The sequence below is a fragment of the Deltaproteobacteria bacterium GWC2_55_46 genome, assembly GCA_001595385.3.
Taxonomy (GTDB): Bacteria; Desulfobacterota; GWC2-55-46; order GWC2-55-46; family GWC2-55-46; genus UBA5799.
Window position 1 is genome coordinate 2,327,334 of record LVEI03000001.1, and the last position, 17,181, is coordinate 2,344,514.

The 17,181-nt window shown below is 56.1% G+C and carries 9 protein-coding genes; 8 read left to right on the plus strand and 1 reads right to left on the minus strand.

Annotated elements, in window-relative coordinates:
- Positions 1-23: 23 nt before the first annotated feature.
- The 7 genes from A2V21_311140 to A2V21_311170 all read left to right on the plus strand — a co-directional run bounded on the left by A2V21_311140 (position 24) and on the right by A2V21_311170 (position 6,908).
- Complete coding sequence (locus tag A2V21_311140) at positions 24-941, plus strand: hypothetical protein (GenBank protein OIJ74769.1); 918 nt, start codon at positions 24-26, stop codon at positions 939-941.
- Between the two features lie 162 nt (positions 942-1,103).
- On the plus strand, positions 1,104-2,216 hold the full coding sequence (locus tag A2V21_311145; GenBank protein ID OIJ74770.1) for a hypothetical protein: 1,113 nt from the start codon (positions 1,104-1,106) through the stop codon (positions 2,214-2,216).
- Positions 2,217-2,229: 13 nt separating this feature from the next.
- The gene (locus A2V21_311150; protein OIJ74771.1) at positions 2,230-3,177 is read left to right on the plus strand and encodes a hypothetical protein; all 948 of its coding nucleotides are present in this window, start codon (positions 2,230-2,232) and stop codon (positions 3,175-3,177) included.
- 18 nt (positions 3,178-3,195) lie between these two features.
- The gene (locus tag A2V21_311155) at positions 3,196-4,200 is read left to right on the plus strand and encodes a radical SAM protein (protein OIJ74772.1); all 1,005 of its coding nucleotides are present in this window, start codon (positions 3,196-3,198) and stop codon (positions 4,198-4,200) included.
- A gap of 71 nt (positions 4,201-4,271) precedes the next feature.
- Positions 4,272-5,705 carry a hypothetical protein gene (locus A2V21_311160; protein OIJ74773.1) on the plus strand — a complete coding sequence of 478 codons (1,434 nt, stop codon included), beginning with the start codon at positions 4,272-4,274 and terminating at the stop codon, positions 5,703-5,705.
- A 16-nt stretch (positions 5,706-5,721) separates the two neighbouring features.
- Positions 5,722-6,384, plus strand: a complete 663-nt coding sequence (locus A2V21_311165) for a hypothetical protein (GenBank protein OIJ74774.1) — start codon at positions 5,722-5,724, stop codon at positions 6,382-6,384.
- Between the two features lie 257 nt (positions 6,385-6,641).
- Positions 6,642-6,908 carry a hypothetical protein gene (locus tag A2V21_311170; protein OIJ74775.1) on the plus strand — a complete coding sequence of 89 codons (267 nt, stop codon included), beginning with the start codon at positions 6,642-6,644 and terminating at the stop codon, positions 6,906-6,908.
- Between the two features lie 786 nt (positions 6,909-7,694).
- On the opposite strand, the gene A2V21_311175 is transcribed toward A2V21_311170, so the two are convergent.
- Positions 7,695-7,895 (minus strand): cold-shock protein, encoded by a 201-nt coding sequence (locus A2V21_311175; GenBank protein ID OIJ75161.1) that lies wholly within the window; start codon positions 7,893-7,895, stop codon positions 7,695-7,697.
- Positions 7,896-8,483: 588 nt separating this feature from the next.
- Here A2V21_311175 and A2V21_311180 point away from each other — a divergent pair.
- Positions 8,484-17,099: a cyclic beta 1-2 glucan synthetase gene (locus A2V21_311180; GenBank protein ID OIJ75162.1), complete on the plus strand. Its 8,616-nt coding sequence runs from the start codon at positions 8,484-8,486 to the stop codon at positions 17,097-17,099.
- The last annotated feature ends 82 nt before the right edge of the window (positions 17,100-17,181 follow it).

The window sequence follows — 17,181 nt, forward strand, 5'->3', positions numbered from 1 at the left end:
TTGGGCCGGGGCTCCTTGCGCAATTGGACCCTGAGAAAGGCCCTGAGACGGCGCTTTCCTGCTATTACTGCCATGCGCCTCTCGTGTTACAGAACGAAGTCATATCCGGTGGTGAAAGCGGCTCGACATATTTTCCAAACCGTTCCTTTGACGAAAGACTCAAGTCGTCGGGCGTAGGCTGTGCCGCTTGCCATGTAAGGGAAGCCGGGGTTTTAGGTCCGCCTGGGACGAAAGGCGTTAAGGGCTCTCCCGAGGCAAATCACGCCTCAACCCGAAGTGATTTTTTTGAGAGGGCGGAATTCTGCGCCGCGTGCCATCAGCTCGACGAGGGTTATGAGCTCAACGGGAAACTCCTCGTAAATACCTTTAATGAATGGAAGGAGAGCGAGTACGGCAGGAATAACATCCCCTGCCAGGGCTGCCACATGCCGGGAAGAAGGCACCTCTTTAGAGGCATCCACGACCCGGAGATGGTCAAAAAGGGCGTTAAGTTCGAGGTGGAAAGGGCGGACGCCGGGTCTCGCATAGGCGCGAAGCTCAGGATTACCAACTCGGGCGTGGGCCATTATTTCCCGACGTACGTCACCCCGCTTGTTGTTGTCAAAGGCTTTCTGATCGACGCGAAAGGGAAGGTGCTGAAAGGCACTGTTAAGGAAACGATGATAGGCAGGAAAGTAAGCCTCGACCTGGCAAGGGAGCTTTTCGATACGAGGATACCGCCTTTCGGAAGCTTTGAGTTCGATTACGATGTCAGGCGACCGGCCAAAGCCGACAGGATAGTCTTTGAGGTATGGGTCTTCCCGGACGAGTTTTACAATCGCTTTTTCGAAAATTCACTTAAGATGCGGGACCCGGCAATGAAGATGGAAGAGCTTAAGGAAGCGCTAAAGACGACATCAGGTTCAGGCTATATTTTGTTCAAGAGGGAGATATTTATATGACCTCTGGGTTTGCGGTAGGCGCAAAGCCGTGTTATATATAAGCTTAGCCAGTACATCGCATTTCACTCATCCGCTTAAGACCAATTCGCACTGTCAGGATTTTTCTCATCCGGGCTTCAGAGGCTTTAAGAAGATTACAGACTTGGAGGAGTGACTCCCTCTATGGACTCCACCCTGTTATTACTTGTACTAATAATGGCGTTCTATAACGGGGCCAATGACGTCTCCAAGGGGGTGGCTACCCTTTGCGGCAGCGGCCTCAGCGCCTACAGGGGCGCGCTCATTTGGGGCGCCGTCTGGACCGTTGCCGGAGCGATTACCGCCTTTTTCCTGGCCTCCGGCCTTTTCAAGGTATTCAGCAACGGGATAGTCTCCGCTGATCTTGATCTGACGGTCAACTTCCCTATGGCAGTTGCCATAGGGGTCTCAACATGGGTACTGTTCGCAACAAAGGCCGGGATGCCTGTATCCACTACTCATTCGATCATAGGCTCGGTCTGCGGCCCGGTACTCTTCTCATTTGGCCCCTCAATGATATTGTGGGGGAGCCTCGGGTATAAGATATTAATCCCCCTCATTTTAAGCCCCGTTGTAGCGTTCTTGATCGCCGCGGTCATCTACAAAAGAGGCTACGGCCTCCTTTCAAGGTCTTCAAGATACTGCCTGTGCGTTGAAACGAGAGAGAATGTCTGCTGCGATACCTCTGGAGATGGACAGGCAGCGGCTTACAGTTCACAGGTTCCTCTGGCAAAAGCCGGCACTGTGAAGGACTGCGCCGAGGACATGGGCTCTTTCCTTGGGATGGACCTTAACGACATGATCCATTGGATCTCCAGCGCGCTCATTACATTCGCGAGGGCCTTGAACGATACGCCAAAGATCGTGGCGGTCCTCTTCGCGTCAGCGGCTTTCGGGGAAGGCTACCTGAGGTTCGTATTTCTTCTCACGGCCTTGCTCATGGGGCTCGGAAGCTTCCTTGGGGGGGCAAGGGTGACTGAGACGTTAGCGAACAAGATAACCGTCATGGACAGGCACGACGGCGTCATCGCGAACCTTTGCACGGCCTTTCTTGTGGTCTTCGCGTCCAAGTTCGGGATGCCGGTGTCGACAACGCACGTCTCCAGCGGTTCGATCATAGGAATGGGGCTGAGGCGGAGCTATAGCATGGTTAATAAAAAGCTGATCTGCGAAATGCTCCTTGCCTGGATAATAACGCTTCCGGCTGCCGGTGCCCTGTCGGGGCTTGCTTATATTGCTCTGAATAAACTTGCTTAGAAAAGGAGAAGTCATGCGAAAGGGCATAAGGGATTCGGTCAACGAGTTTTACTCAGCCGCCGCTATCAAGCCGTCTGAGTCTCTTTGCTGTGCCGCAAGCTACAGTAAAGATGATGTATCCCACATACCAAAGGATGTCCTTGATATTTCCTACGGGTGCGGAAGCCCTGTTACGCTCGCAGATATAAGAGAAGGCGAGAGTCTTGTGGACCTCGGCTCCGGCGGCGGCATAGACTGCTTTATAGCCGCGAAGTTTGTGGGAAGGAAAGGGAGGGTCTACGGGGTCGACATGACGGAAGAGATGCTCCTTAAGGCAAAGGAGGCCTCTTCAAAGGTCGCCCTTAACCTCGGCTACGATATCGTCGAGTTCAAAAAAGGTTACCTGGAGGAAATACCGGTTGAAGATGAGAAGGCAGACGTCGTAACCTCGAATTGCGTCATAAACCTCTCGCATGACAAGGGTAAGGTCCTGGAAGAGATCTGCCGGGTCCTCAAACACAACGGCCGGTTCTGCATATCTGACATAGTATCGGACAAAGAGGTGCCAGAGTACATGACGGCCGACAAGAAACTCTGGGGCGAATGCATCTCCGGCGCGATGAAGGAGGATGAGTTCGTAAAGGCTGCCAGGGGCGCTGGGTTTTACGGGCTGCAGATCCTGTCAAAGACTCTCTACAGGGAGATCGAAGGCATAAGGTTCTATTCGATAACTCTCAGGGGTTACAAGTTCAGGAAAGGGAAGGAGTGCGTATACGCCGGCCACTTCGCCGTCTACAATGGGCCTTATAAATCTGTTTTGGATGACGACGGGCACGAGTACCCGGCGGGGGAGCCTGTCGAGGTCTGCACCGATACGGTTGAAAAAATCAGGAGGCGGCCGTATGGCGGTCATTTTACGATAATAGGCCCGAAGGATAGCCTTGAAAATACGGCGGGATGCACCCCGGGAAAATGCTGTTAGGATGACAGGAAGGAAAATATGACTGTTGAAGCAATGAAAGCCGCAAGTGCGTCGGAAGACGTGTTACTCAATAAAGGATTTGATGACTCACTCAAGGCAACGGGCCAGTTCCCGCTTACATCCTCTGGCATCTCGGTATTGCAGGTAAATATGGGCAAGCTCTGCAACCAGTCATGCCGCCATTGCCATGTGGACGCGGGCCCTGAGAGGACCGAGGTGATGTCAAGGCAGACGATGGAGCTCTGCCTTGAAGTCTTGAAAAGGGAAAAATATCCCACCGTGGATATAACCGGCGGCGCGCCTGAGATGAACCCCCTTTACCGGTGGTTTGTGAAAAGCTGTGTCGGTCTGGGATGTCATGTCAAGACCCGCACGAACCTGACTATATTGCTCGAAGAAGGCTACGAAGACCTTTCGGCGTTCCTGGCAGAAAACAGGGTGGAGGTAATCGCCTCCCTGCCATGCTATCTCCCCGACACCGTCGAGAGACAGCGCGGTAAAGGGACCTTCTACAAGTCGATAGACGCGCTAAGGAAACTCAACTCCCTCGGTTACGGCTTTGATGGAGGACTTGCGCTTAATCTCGTCTATAACCCGGGAGGGGCCTTCTTCCCGCCCGCCCAACATGCGATAGAGGCGGATTTCAGGAGGGAACTGAAAAAACGATACGGAGTGACCTTCACCAGTCTTTTTACGATAACGAATATGCCCATCGGCAGGTTTGTAAGATTTTTGGAGGACTCCGGCGATCTTGAAAAATACATGGGACGGCTGCGGGACGCGTACAACCCTTCAGCCGCGGCAAATGCCATGTGCAGGCATACGCTTTCAGTCGGTTGGGACGGCTCACTTTATGACTGCGATTTCAACCAGATGCTCTCCTTGAGGTGCGACCACGGCGCCCCCTGGCATCTTAAGGATTTTGATAGTGATAGACTTAATAGAAGAATGATAGTTGTCGGGGCGCATTGCTACGGCTGTACGGCTGGCGCTGGCTCAAGCTGCACCGGCACTGTGGCTTGACGGAATCCCTGGCTGCTTTAATCAGGATCACCTTTAAGCGCCCTTCGCGGCGGAGGGGTTGAGGTGTTGCCATGAAAAGATATGACCTTGTCATAATAGGCGGAGGGGTCGCGGGGCTGGTCTCGGCGAGCGGGGCTGCACAGCTCGGGGCGCGAGTGGCGCTCGTGGAGAGGGAATCGCTCGGAGGGGACTGTCTTAGGACAGGGTGCGTCCCAACGAAGCGCCTGGTCCATTCGGCAAAGGTAGCTTTCCTCATGAGAAGGGCAGGCGAGTTCGGTCTTGTTGGAGAGCCGTTAAAGGTCAACTTCGGCAACGTCATGCGAGGCATGAGGGAGGTGAGGGCCGAGATAGGAAAGAACGACGACCCGGAACGCTTCCGCAAGATGGGTGTCGATGTCATATTCGGGGATGGGAGCTTCAAAGGCCCCAATGAATTCGAGATAAAGGGAGAGAGGCTCTGGGGGCGCAGGTTCATCATCGCCACGGGCTCAAGGCCTGTGATGCTTCCAATACCCGGCTTAAAAGAGTCCGGGGCCCTCACCAACGAGACAGCCCTTGAGCTCGACCGCTTGCCCGGCTCGATAGCCATACTTGGCGCAGGCCCCATAGGGATGGAGTTCGCGCAGGTATTCAGCCGCCTCGGTTCGAAGGTAACCGTAATAGAGAAGATGGGACAGATACTGCCCAGGGAGGACAAGGAGATCTCGGATACGCTCTTCAAGATACTTTCCGCCGAGGGGATAAGGATAGACGTATGCACGGAGGTAAAGGAGGTCAGGCGAAACGGAGAGGTTAAGACGTTAAGCGCCCACTGCCCGACAGGGGACAAGGTATATGAAGCCGATGAGGTCATGATCGCCATAGGCCGCGCGCCCAATGTGGAGGGCCTCAACCTTGAGGTCGCGGGCGTTGAGTACGACGGGAGAAAAGGCATCAAGGCGGACGATACCCTGAGGACGAGCCGCAAGCATATATACGCCTGCGGGGACGTCATAGGGCAGTACGCCTTCACCCACGTCGCTGAATATCATGCGGGCATTGCGTTATCCAACGCCCTCTTCCCTTTCATAAAAAGGAAGGTGGACTACCGCGTGGTGCCGTGGACAACATTTACGGACCCGGAGCTTGCGAGGGCGGGGCTTACCGAAGACGAGGCAAGGGAGAAGCACGGCTCAAAGGACGTACATGTCTACCGCTTCCAATTCAAGGACGTGGACAGGGCCGTCATTGAAGGCGAGGGGCACGGCCTCATAAAGCTTGTTTGCGACAATAAGGCCCGTATCCTCGGTGCGCACATCCTAGGCCCTCACGCCGGGGAGCTGATCCACGAATATGTGCTCGCCATGCGGGAAAACCTGCCTGTAACGAAGATCTCCAGGGCAATACACGTCTACCCGACCGATTCGCAGGGGGTAAAGCGGGCAGCCGACCAGTATTACAGGGAAAAACTCTTTACCGGATGGTTCCCGAAGCTGGCGAAATGGCTGATACGCCGGGGCTCTTAAGGCGCGAAGGGATCAGATGAACCGCAAAAATCTGAAATTCATATTTCTAATAGCTTTCATCATCTCCGCTTTTTTTCTGGCCAGGTGGTATGGCCTCTCCGATTATCTCGACCAGGATAAGATGAGGAGCTGGATAGACGGCTTTGGGCTCTGGGGGCCTCTTGTCTACATGCTCATCTACGCCATAGCTCCGAGCTTCATGATGCCGGGGCTTCCGCTTACTGTCATAGGCGGCATACTCTTTGGCCCTTTATGGGGCACGATATACGTCCTCATCGGCGCGACCATCGGCGCTTCCATCGCCTTTCTGATAGCGAGGTACATGGGTAGAGCCTGGGTGGAGGGTTTCGTAAGAGGAGGCAGGCTTAAGGAGCTTGATGAGAAAGTCCAGAAACAGGGCTGGAAGATAGTGGCGTTTACAAGGCTCATTCCGGTCTTCCCCTACAATTTCCTGAACTACGCCTTCGGACTCACAAAGGTCAGGTTCAGCCATTATCTGATAGCCACATTCATATTCATGGCCCCTGGGGCGGCTGCTTACGTGATATTTTCAAGCTCCATCTTGGATATCTTCAAGGGCAGGATATCAAAGGAGTTCATAATAGGTGTCGTCCTCGTGATATCCGTCTCCCTTTTGCCGATACTTTATAAAAAATTCAAGGCAAAGGGCAGGGTCTGATTAAGAGGAGTGATCGTGGTACGTAAGCTTGAGATACAGGAAAACATACTGGCAGGACAGCGCGCGCTCGTAACCGGTGCGAGTTCAGGGATTGGAAGGGCGATAGCGCTTTCACTGCAGAGGCAGGCGCGAAGGTTGCTGTAAACTACCTCCGTGGCGACGATAAGGCGGAAGAGGTCGTTGAGGAGATAAAGAAAAAGGGTGGAGAGGCTTTCGCGGTAAAGGCCGATGTAGCCAGGGAAGATGAAGTTAAAAAGATGTTCGCTCGCATGTACGACGCCTATGGCAGCATCGACATACTGGTCAATAACGCCGGAGTGCAAAAAGACTCCCCTGTGCATAAGATGAGCGTTGAGGACTGGAACCTTGTGCTTTCGGTCAACCTGACCGGGCAGTTTTTGTGCTCGCGCGAAGCTGCGAACGGTGGCGTTCGGTATGTGTTCCATAATGAGGCCGGCAGGAAAATCGGGAGGAGAAACCTGATGAGGGGCTTTAGAGAAGGCAGTAGGGCGAGCCGGGCTTGATGACTTCACGTTTCACGACCTGAGACACACGTTCGCTACGAGGCTTGCTAAGATTGGAGTTGACCTTTATATCATCTCCAAGCTGCTGGGGCACAAAGACATGAAGGCGACACAGCGGTATTCTCATCATTGTACTGAAAGTTTGAGGCGAGGCGTAGAGGCGATGGAGAGGATTAGCACAATTTTAGCACAGTCAAATGAAAAGAGGTTACAGCATTCGCCGTAACCTCTTTGATTTTCCTGGTGGAGCAGAGGGGGATCTAACCCCTGACCTCAAGACTGCCAGTATGAAACGGCAAAAAACCATAACCCCTTGATTCCGGTCTGACTTTCCCGTTTTGACTTGAAAATCAAGGGGGTTAATTCTTGTCCCTTGATTCCCTCTGTTTCCCTTGAGTCCCGCTATTCCCTCCCTGTCTACAACAGTGCGTCAGCCTTCCCCTCGATTATAGCTTCATAACCGGTCGCGTGATTCCTTGCGCAGGTTAATCCGCTTGCAGCTATAGGTTGAATATCATCACGAATATGATATCAACTTCAGAATAAGATGGGATACCGTAACGTGGATGAAGGAACCTTTAAAATAGTGATGAAAAATTTTCCGTGAAGTGTGTTGATACCGGAGGACACAAACACAGCAGCTTATGACCGGGGGATCGGAATAAATACGATATTTTACTTTGAAGGCAGGGTTGGATTGATATTAAAAGCGAATGACTTTACGCCTGAGGTTTTTATTGTGATAGAGAGGCAGACCCGAAGAATCGGGCCTGCCTCTCTTCGAGCTTAGAGCTTTACTACATTTGTCGCCTTGGGACCCTTGGGTCCGTCGGCTACATCAAAACTCACCGCCTGACCTTCGGCAAGGGACTTGAATCCCTGGTCCTGAATGTCAGCATAGTGCACAAACACGTCTCCGCCGTCTTCTTTGCTGATGAATCCGAAGCCCTTGGACTCATTGAACCACTTAACAGTTCCGTTCGCCATGATGATATACCTCCTTTTTGAGTATTTGAAGCTTTCGGAGGGCAAGTCATAAAAAAACCGCAAAGAGAAGGTCTTTGCGGCTACAACCAACAAGGACTTCCGGAACTTCATTTATCATATAATCTCACATAATCTCAAAGAGGTCAAGGCTTATTATTCATACGCCGTTACCTGCGATAAATATCTACACTAAAGCCCATGCGTATAATCGAGGTCTGCGGTTGCCTTGAAGTCTGCCGGTCAGACAGTAGCCAGCAACGCATTTTAGCGTCCATTTTTATTAGAGCGGTCAGCTAACTTCTAGGAATTTTCATTATATTCCGTAATAAATGCATGAATATGGTATGTTATGTGAAGAAATAGCCAGTGTTTTAATACTCCTTGCCAACCGCCTGGTTCAACTTCGGCCAGCAAATTACCAAGGGCCTTCGACCTAACTATCCAAGTGGAACACTAACCGGGGGGCAAGTTACTTGTTCGGCGTCGACTCATTACCCGAGTTCGAGCGAGGAGAATGTCATGGTCATCAAAGAGCTGGGATTTTCGGCTCGCACCCGGAATGCGCTGCTTAACGACCGGGATACTGAGTTGCTGCGTTCGGAGTTGTTCAGCCTCGAGCAATTGAAGCGTCACGCAGTAACGCTGGCCGGTCAGCATAGAATCGATTCGCGTCCTGGGCTGGACAAGTTGCTGCCACGGCTGGCGGACAATGCGCGCGTTCTGCTGGCGGCATATGACGTCGTGACAGCCGCAGCCACGCCGGGACAACGGATCGTGCCGGCGGAGGCCTGGTTGCTCGATAATTTCTATCTCATCGAGCAGCAGATCGGTCTGGCACGTCGGCATCTGCCGCGCGGGTACAGCCGGCAGTTGCCGCAATTAACTAATGGCCTGTCAGCCGGTTTCCCCCGCATCTATGATTTGGCGTTGGAGTTGATCTCTCACATGGACGGTCGTGTCGACAGCGACAACGCCACCCAATTCGTCACCGCGTACCAGACCGCTGAACCGTTAAAGTTGGGCGAATTGTGGGCATTCCCGATCATGCTGCAGTTGGCGCTGCTGGAAAACCTTCGACGCGTTGCGTTGCGTATCGCCCGCCGGCGCGAGGAGCGCGATGTGGCCATCACATGGGCAGACCGCATGCTCGCGACGGCCGAAAAAGAGCCGAAAAAGCTTATCCAGTTGCTAGCCGACTTTGCCAATGCAGATGTGCCTCTGACCGCGCCGTTTGTGGAGGAATTTTACGCAAGACTCCAGGCACAGGGGCCTGCTATGGCCTTCGTTCAAACCTGGGTCGAGCAAAAACTGCTCGAACAAGGGTCGACCGCAACGCAGTTGTCGGAGGCAGCCGGACGAACGGCAGCTGCCAACCAGATCTCCATCGCAAATAGTATTGGTAGTCTGCGTTTTATCGACACTATGGATTGGAGGAATTACGTAGAGTCGCTCAGTGTCGTCGAGCTGACATTGCGCGAAGACCCGACAGGGATGCACGCCAGCCAGGATTTTGTCACCCGCGACCGGTACCGGCATGTCATCGAAGACGTGGCGAGGGGCAGTTCGCGCAGTGAGTTGGCTGTGGCCCGCGAGGCCATTATTCTCGCGCAGACTGCTGCAGAGCGATTGGGTGCCAAGGACCGCACCGCGCATGTCGGATACTATCTTGTCGATCACGGACGGCAAGTACTGGAGCGTGCGGTCGGATGCAGTTTGTCTTGGAAATTGCTGGTCAGCCGAGCGAGCCGGCATTTCTGCCTGTTCCTTTACCTCGGCCCCATCATCTTGCTCACCGCACTGGCGACATCGGTCGTGCTTTTCCCTTTCGGCGGGTTCGAGCCGGGTGATTGGCGGTACTGGTTTTTCGCGATCACCGGCATAATCGGCGCATCGGCGCTGGCCGTCCCGCTCGTGAATCTGTTGTCCACGCTCGTCTTGCCGCCTCGCGCGCTACCACGATTGGATTTTTCGCAGGGCATTCCATCCGTTTACCGCACCATGGTGGTTGTCCCCACCTTGCTGAGCAGGCCGCAAGATGTTGATGATCTTATCGAAGCCATGGAGATACGCTATCTCGGTAATCGCGATCCTAACCTGTTCTTTGCCTTGCTGACGGATTTCCGCGACGCACCAGAACGCACTCTGCCAGACGATGACGCGTTGCTCGCCCACGCGCGCGCAGCCGTTCAGGCGCTCAACGAGACCTACCGCGAGGACCGCCCGTGTATCTTCTATCTGTTTCACCGGCCTCGGGTATGGAATCCATACGAACGGGTGTGGATGGGATATGAGCGCAAGCGCGGCAAGCTGGAGCAGTTCAATGCCCTGCTGCGGGGCGGGGAGCAGGCTGCATTCTCGGATATTGTGGGCGATTTGTCCATCCTCTCCTCGGTCAAGTACGTCATTACCCTGGATTCCGACACCCAGCTGCCCCGCGACGCTGCACGCACGCTTATTGGAAACATCGCTCATCCTCTCAATCGGCCGGTCTACGATGCCGGCAAGAGACGCATTGTCGAAGGTTACGCGATCCTGCAACCGCGCGCTTCGATCAGCCTGACAAGCGCAGGCCAGTCACGGTTTTCGAAACTGTTCGCCGGTGAATCAGGCATCGATCCCTATACGCGCGAGGTATCGGATGTCTACCAGGATATTTTTGGAGAGGGGTCTTTCATCGGCAAGGGCATCTACGACGTGGACGCATTCCGTCAAGTCGTCGATGGACGCTTTCCGGAGAATCTCATTCTCAGTCACGACTTGCTGGAAAGCGGGTATGCCCGTTCGGCGCTGGTGTCCGATGTCGACCTTATTGAAGATCATCCGGCCGGTTACGCCATAGAGGCCAGCCGGCGGCACCGCTGGATACGCGGCGACTGGCAGCTTGCCGGCTGGCTGCTCCCGCGCGTGCCCGGACCGCATGGGTCAAATGGACCGAAAACGAAGCGTCAACCGAACCCGCTTACAGCCTTGTCGCTCTGGAAAATTTTCGATAACCTTCGACGCAGCCTCGTGCCGCCATCGCTGTTTGGCTTGCTGGCAGGCGGTTGGCTGTTTGGTCCGGGTTCCCCGTGGTTCTGGACCCTGCTGGCCGCTGGCGTGGTGTTCCTGCCAGCCTTGCTGGGAGCCGCGATCGATCTCATGCGTAAGCCTGAAGATCGCTATTGGCTGGCGCACCTGACCCTGACAGGCAAATCCTCTGGCCGTTCAATAGTGCTCGCCTTGCTGACATTGGTCTTTTTGCCATACGACATGTTGATTTGTCTGGATGCGATCCTGCGCTCGGGTGTGCGGATGCTGTTCACTCGACGCGGTTTGTTGCTCTGGCATATGCGATCATATGCAAGCCGCAACGCGCGCCGTACGCTGGCCGATTTTTTCATGGAGATGTGGGCCGCGCCTGCCCTGGCGGCGGCGCTGGCCTTCTCATTGGTGGTCAGCCGGTCGTCGGAGCTGCTCTTCTTTGCGCCCGTCTTGTTCCTCTGGCTGGTGTCGCCAGCCGTCGGCTGGTGGATCAGCATGCCGCTTGTGTCCAAAGCGCCGGGGTTGACTGGTGACCAGCGGGCATTTCTGCGGGCGTCGGCCCGGCGGACGTGGCGCTTTTTCGCTGATTTCGTCGGTCCGCAGGACAACTGGCTCCCGCCAGATAATTTCCAGGAATATCCGGCTCCGGCCAGCGCCTCGCGCACATCGCCCACGAACATAGGGATGTCGCTTCTGGCGAACCTGGCTGCGTACGATTTTGGTTACATTTCCGCGGGAGAATTCCTGCGGCTTACCGGGAACACGCTGGCTACGATGGAAAAGCTGGAACGCTACCGCGGCCATTTTTACAACTGGTACGACACGCGCACGCTGAGGCCGCTCCATCCGCGGTACGTCTCTTCGGTGGACAGCGGCAACCTGGCCGGCAGCTTGCTGACATTGCAGGCGGGACTGGCCGAGTTGAAAGATCAGCCTGTGCTGTCTTCGTGCGCGTTTCAGGGGCTACAGGACACCTTGCAGGTGCTTGTTCAACACATGCCTTCGTCGCCAGCCCGGGATTTTGCAAAGAAGATCGAGTTTCTGCAGGACACATTTCACTCGCTCACGCTGAAAGGGCCGCCACAGACGCTTGCCGCCGCCGATACCTTGCTGGATGAGATTCATCGTGCCGGCGGGGGGTTGGTTGCATTGCTGCCAGCGGATATTGATATCGATGGCGAACTGTATTACTGGGGGCAGGCATTCGACCGGCAAGCCCGCGCACTTCGGGATGATATTGGATTCCTCGTGCCCGGACCTCGCCGCTTCGGGAACATCCCGACACTGGCGGAATTGGCCGGACTTAGAGAGGTTGGCACTGAGGCTCTGTCGTCAGCCGGGGCAGCCGCAGCGGCTGTGTCTTCATATACTGGCGCGGTGGAACGGCTCAGAATTATCGACGACCTGGTGGACCGCTGCCGCGAACTGGCGGTTATGGATTTTGAATTTCTCTACGATACATCACGCGGCTTGCTGACCATAGGTTACGACGTGGGTGAACGGCGCCGCGATCCGTCCTGCTACGACTTGCTGGCATCAGAAGCGCGCCTGGCCAGTTTCCTGCTCATCGCGCAGGGACAGGTACCGCAGAAACATTGGTTCGCACTCGGCCGCCAGCTGACGTCTCATGGCGGCGAAATGAGCTTGATTTCGTGGAGCGGCTCAATGTTCGAGTACCTGATGCCGCAGCTGATAATGCCGAGTTTCGTGAACACCTTGTTGGAGCAGACCTGTAAGGCCGCGGTGTCGCGCCAGATCGAATACGGCCGACAGCGCGCTGTGCCCTGGGGTATTTCCGAGTCCTGCTATAACGCCACCGACATGCACCACGTCTATCAATATCGGGCGTTCGGTGTGCCCGGGCTGGGCTTCAAGCGCGGGCTGGGAGACGACCTGGTTGTCGCTCCTTACGCCAGCGCACTGGCGCTGACGGTGATGCCGCGGGAAGCGTGTCGCAATTTGCAGGCGCTGGCCGCCAAAGGTTTCCTCGGCGTTTATGGGTTCTACGAGGCGGTCGATTACACGCCATCGCGTGTGCCGCTGGGTAAGAATCACGCCATCGTGCGTACATTCATGGCGCATCATCAAGGCATGAGTCTGTTAGCCTTTGAGCATGCGTTGCTAAACAGGCCTATGCAGCGCCGGTTCATGTCTGCCCCCCTTGTGCGGGCGACGGAATTGCTGCTGCAAGAGCGTGTGCCGAAAAAGGGTGCTACGCTGCACCCGCACGCTGCTGAAGTGAATGCCACCGCCCGCCTCCCGGTTGCTGAGGCAGGCGCGATCATGCGCGTATTTACCGACCCGAACACGCCGACACCTGAAGTTCACCTCTTGTCCAACGGCAGGTACCATGTCATGGCGACCAATGCTGGAGGGGGTTACAGCCGCTGGCGAGACTTAGCCGTCACCCGTTGGCGAGAGGACGCCACTTCCGATTGCTGGGGCACGTTTATTTACTTGCGCGACCGCGACACGGGGCGTTATTGGTCAACCGCGTATCAACCGACACTGCGCAAGGCCGATCACTATGAGGCGATTTTCGTGCAGGCGCGCGCTGAATACCGGCGGCGCGATCAGTCGATCGAAGCGCATACCGAGATCGGCGTTTCACCTGAAGACGATGTCGAGATCCGCCGTGTCACGCTCACCAACCTGGCATCCCGTACCCGTCAAATCGAGGTGACGAGTTACGCGGAGGTCGTGTTTGCGCCGTTGAATGCCGACCTGGCCCATCGCACTTTCAGCAACCTTTTTGTGCAAACCGAAATCCTTTCCGACCGGCAGGCGATCCTCTGCACGAGGCGCCCACGCACACCGGGGGAGCAGGTCCCGTGGATGTTTCACCTGTTGGCAGCGCCTGGCGCGATTGCCGACGAGCCGTCTTACGAGACTGACCGCGCCAAATTCATCGGGCGGGGTCGTACGGCGGTCAACCCGGTGGTACTGGATAGCCCTGGCAGCCCGTTGACGTTGTCGAACACTGATGGTTCGGTGCTCGATCCAATCGTGGCGATCCGGTGTTCCATCATCTTGTCAGCTGACGAGTCAGCGACCGTGCAGATCATCTCCGGTGTCGCGGAAACGCGCGAGGCGGCATTGGCTTTACTTGATAAGTATTGTGACCGGCACTTCGTTGAGCGTGCCTTTGAAATGGCATGGTTCCAAAGTCAGGAGGTGCTGCGCCACCTCAACGCGACCGAAGTCGATGCACAGGTCTACGGCCGCCTGGCCGCCTCCGTCATTTACGGTAATGCCTTGCGCCGCGCCGCGCCCAGCGTTATTGCCCGCAACCAGCTTGGTCAGTCCGGGCTTTGGCGTTTTGGCGTCTCGGGCGATCTGCCGATCATCCTGATACGAATCGGCGACCTGAGCCGCATCGAGTTGCTAAAACAGGTGCTGCAAGCCCATGCCTATTGGCGGATGAAGGGCTTGACGGCGGATTTGGTGATCGTGAACGAGGATTTTTCGGGGTACCGGGCGGTCCTGCAAGACCAGATAATGGGGTTGATCAACTCGGGTCCCGAAGCGCAAATTTTCGACAAACCGGGTGGGGTCTTCGTGCGCCGCGCCGAAGAGCTTTCCGAGGAGGACCGGGTCCTGTTCCAGACTGTAGCTCGCATTGTGTTCAACGATACCGTCGAGACATTGGCCGAGCAGGTGGAACGCCGGGTTCCGGCAGAGCGTGTGCCGGGCCGTCTGGAGCCATTGCAGCAACCGGCAGCCGAACCGGCAAATCCGCTCTCGGCGCGCGAACGCATTTTCTACAACGGACTGGGGGGATTCACGCCCGATGGACGCGAATACGTCATCACCCTCGATCCTGGTCAGAGCACGCCTGCGCCGTGGGTCAATGTCATCGCCAGCCCGTACATTGGCACGGTAGTCAGTGAGAGCGGGAGCGCGTATACCTGGGTGGAAAACGCTCACGAGTTCAGGCTGACCACCTGGCACAATGACCCGCTTAGCGACAGCAGCGGCGAGGCGCTATACATCCGTGACGAGGAAACGGGTGCGTTCTGGTCGCCAACCCCGCTGCCCGCCCGCGGCCGGTCCGGGTATGTGTGCCGGCACGGGTTTGGGTACAGCGTGTTCGAGCATTACGAAGCTGGCATCTCCTCGGAACTGTTTACCTACGTCGCAATGGACGCACCTGTAAAGTTCGCTGTGGTAAAGCTGCGAAACCATTCGCGGCGCCCGCGTCGATTGTCGCTGACCGGGTATTGGGAACTGGTGCTCGGTGAGTGGCGGCACTCCAATCTGATGAACATTGTTACCGAAACTGATTTGCACAGCGGGGCGCTGTTTGCCCGCAATGCTTATGGCCGCGAATGCGCCAATCGGGTCTTCTTTCTGCAGGTCAGCGAGGTAGAGCGTACGGTGACCGGAAACCGTACAGAGTTCATTGGCCGCAACGGCTCGCTGTCCAGCCCGGCGGCTATGCGCCGCAAGGGTTTGTCGGGCAGGAAAGGTGCGGGCCTTGATCCGTGCGCCGCGATACAGACTCAGATCGAACTGGCCGACGGGCAAGAGCGCGAAATAGTGTTTGTATTCGGTGCGGCCCGCAGCACCGACGAAGCGCAGCATCTCATCCAGCGATTCGGCGGGTCGGTTGGCGCACGGGAAGCATTGGAAGCGGTGTGGGGACACTGGAACCGAACCCTGGGCGCGGTGCACGTGGAGACGCCGGACCCGGCGTTGGACGTGTTGACCAACGGCTGGTTGGTCTACCAGACACTGTCCTGCAGGCTCTGGGGCCGCAGTGGGTATTATCAGTCCGGCGGTGCCTACGGTTTCCGTGATCAATTGCAGGACACCATGGCGCTTATCCATGCGGCACCATGGCTCGCCCGCGAGCAGTTGATCCGTTGCGCCGAGCGCCAGTTCCTTCAGGGTGACGTGCAACACTGGTGGCATCCGCCCAATGGACAAGGCGTGCGCACACATTTCTCCGATGATTATCTGTGGTTACCGTATGCAACCTGTCGTTATGTGCTGGCGACCGGCGATACTGGAGTGCTCGATGAGTCAGTACATTTCCTGGAGGGCCGCGAGTTGAATCCGGGAGAGGAGGCTTACTACGACCAGCCGCAACGTTCGCATGAAGTGGCAAGCCTTTATGAACATTGTGTGCGTTCAATCAAGCATGGTTTACGGTTTGGCGGGCATCAATTACCGCTGATGGGCTGCGGCGACTGGAACGATGGCATGAATCTCGTCGGTCGTGATGGCAAGGGCGAGAGCGTTTGGCTGGCTTGGTTCCTGTACGAGAACCTTCAGCTGTTTACAGGACTGGCCCGCGCCCGAAACGACGAGGCCTTTGCCGAAGTTTGCACCAGGCAGGCTTCGTTGCTGCGCAGCAACATTGAGGCTAGTGCCTGGGACGGCAGCTGGTATCGGCGGGCTTATTTCGATGATGGCACACCCTTGGGCTCGTCAGAAAATGACGAATGCCAAATTGATTCGATCAGCCAGAGTTGGGCGGTCATTTCGGGCGGCGGCGATGCCATGCGAGCCCGCCAGGCGATGGCGGCGGTGGATAAACGCCTGGTGCGACGCGATATGCAGTTAATCCAACTGTTCGCCCCGCCCTTTGATAAATCAGACCTTGAGCCCGGTTATATCAAGGGTTACGTGCCCGGCGTCCGAGAGAACGGTGGCCAATATACCCATGCCGCGATTTGGACCACGATGGCGTTTGCCATGATGGGTGACAGGGAACGAGCATGGGAATTGTACGCCATGCTCAATCCCATCAATCACGGTAGTCGGCCGGAGGAGATCGAACGCTACACGGTCGAGCCGTACGTCATGTGCGCGGATATTTACGGTGCGCCGCCACACACAAGCCGGGGCGGCTGGACCTGGTACACCGGGGCGGCGGGCTGGATGTACCGGCTGACCGTGGAAACGCTACTGGGCCTGCAACTGGAAGTGGACCATCTGCGCATTGCACCGTGTATCCCGGCTCATTGGGCATCGTACAAAATCCACTACCGCTATCGCGAGACCTTCTACCACATCACAGTCAAGCGCGTCGGTGAACAGTCGGAGCATGTGATCCGCGTTACGGTGGACGGTGCCGTGGTAAATGGAGCTTGCGTAGATGGGACAGGGCGACCGCAAGGCATGATCCCCCTTATGGACGACCGCCGGGAGCACCACGTCGAGGTGGACTTGAGCTAAAGGGATTTTGAATTGCGTGTATCTCTGCCCTTGTGCCCTCTGGGTATTGCGGGAATGGCGGTTGCTGTAATGAATATCTGTC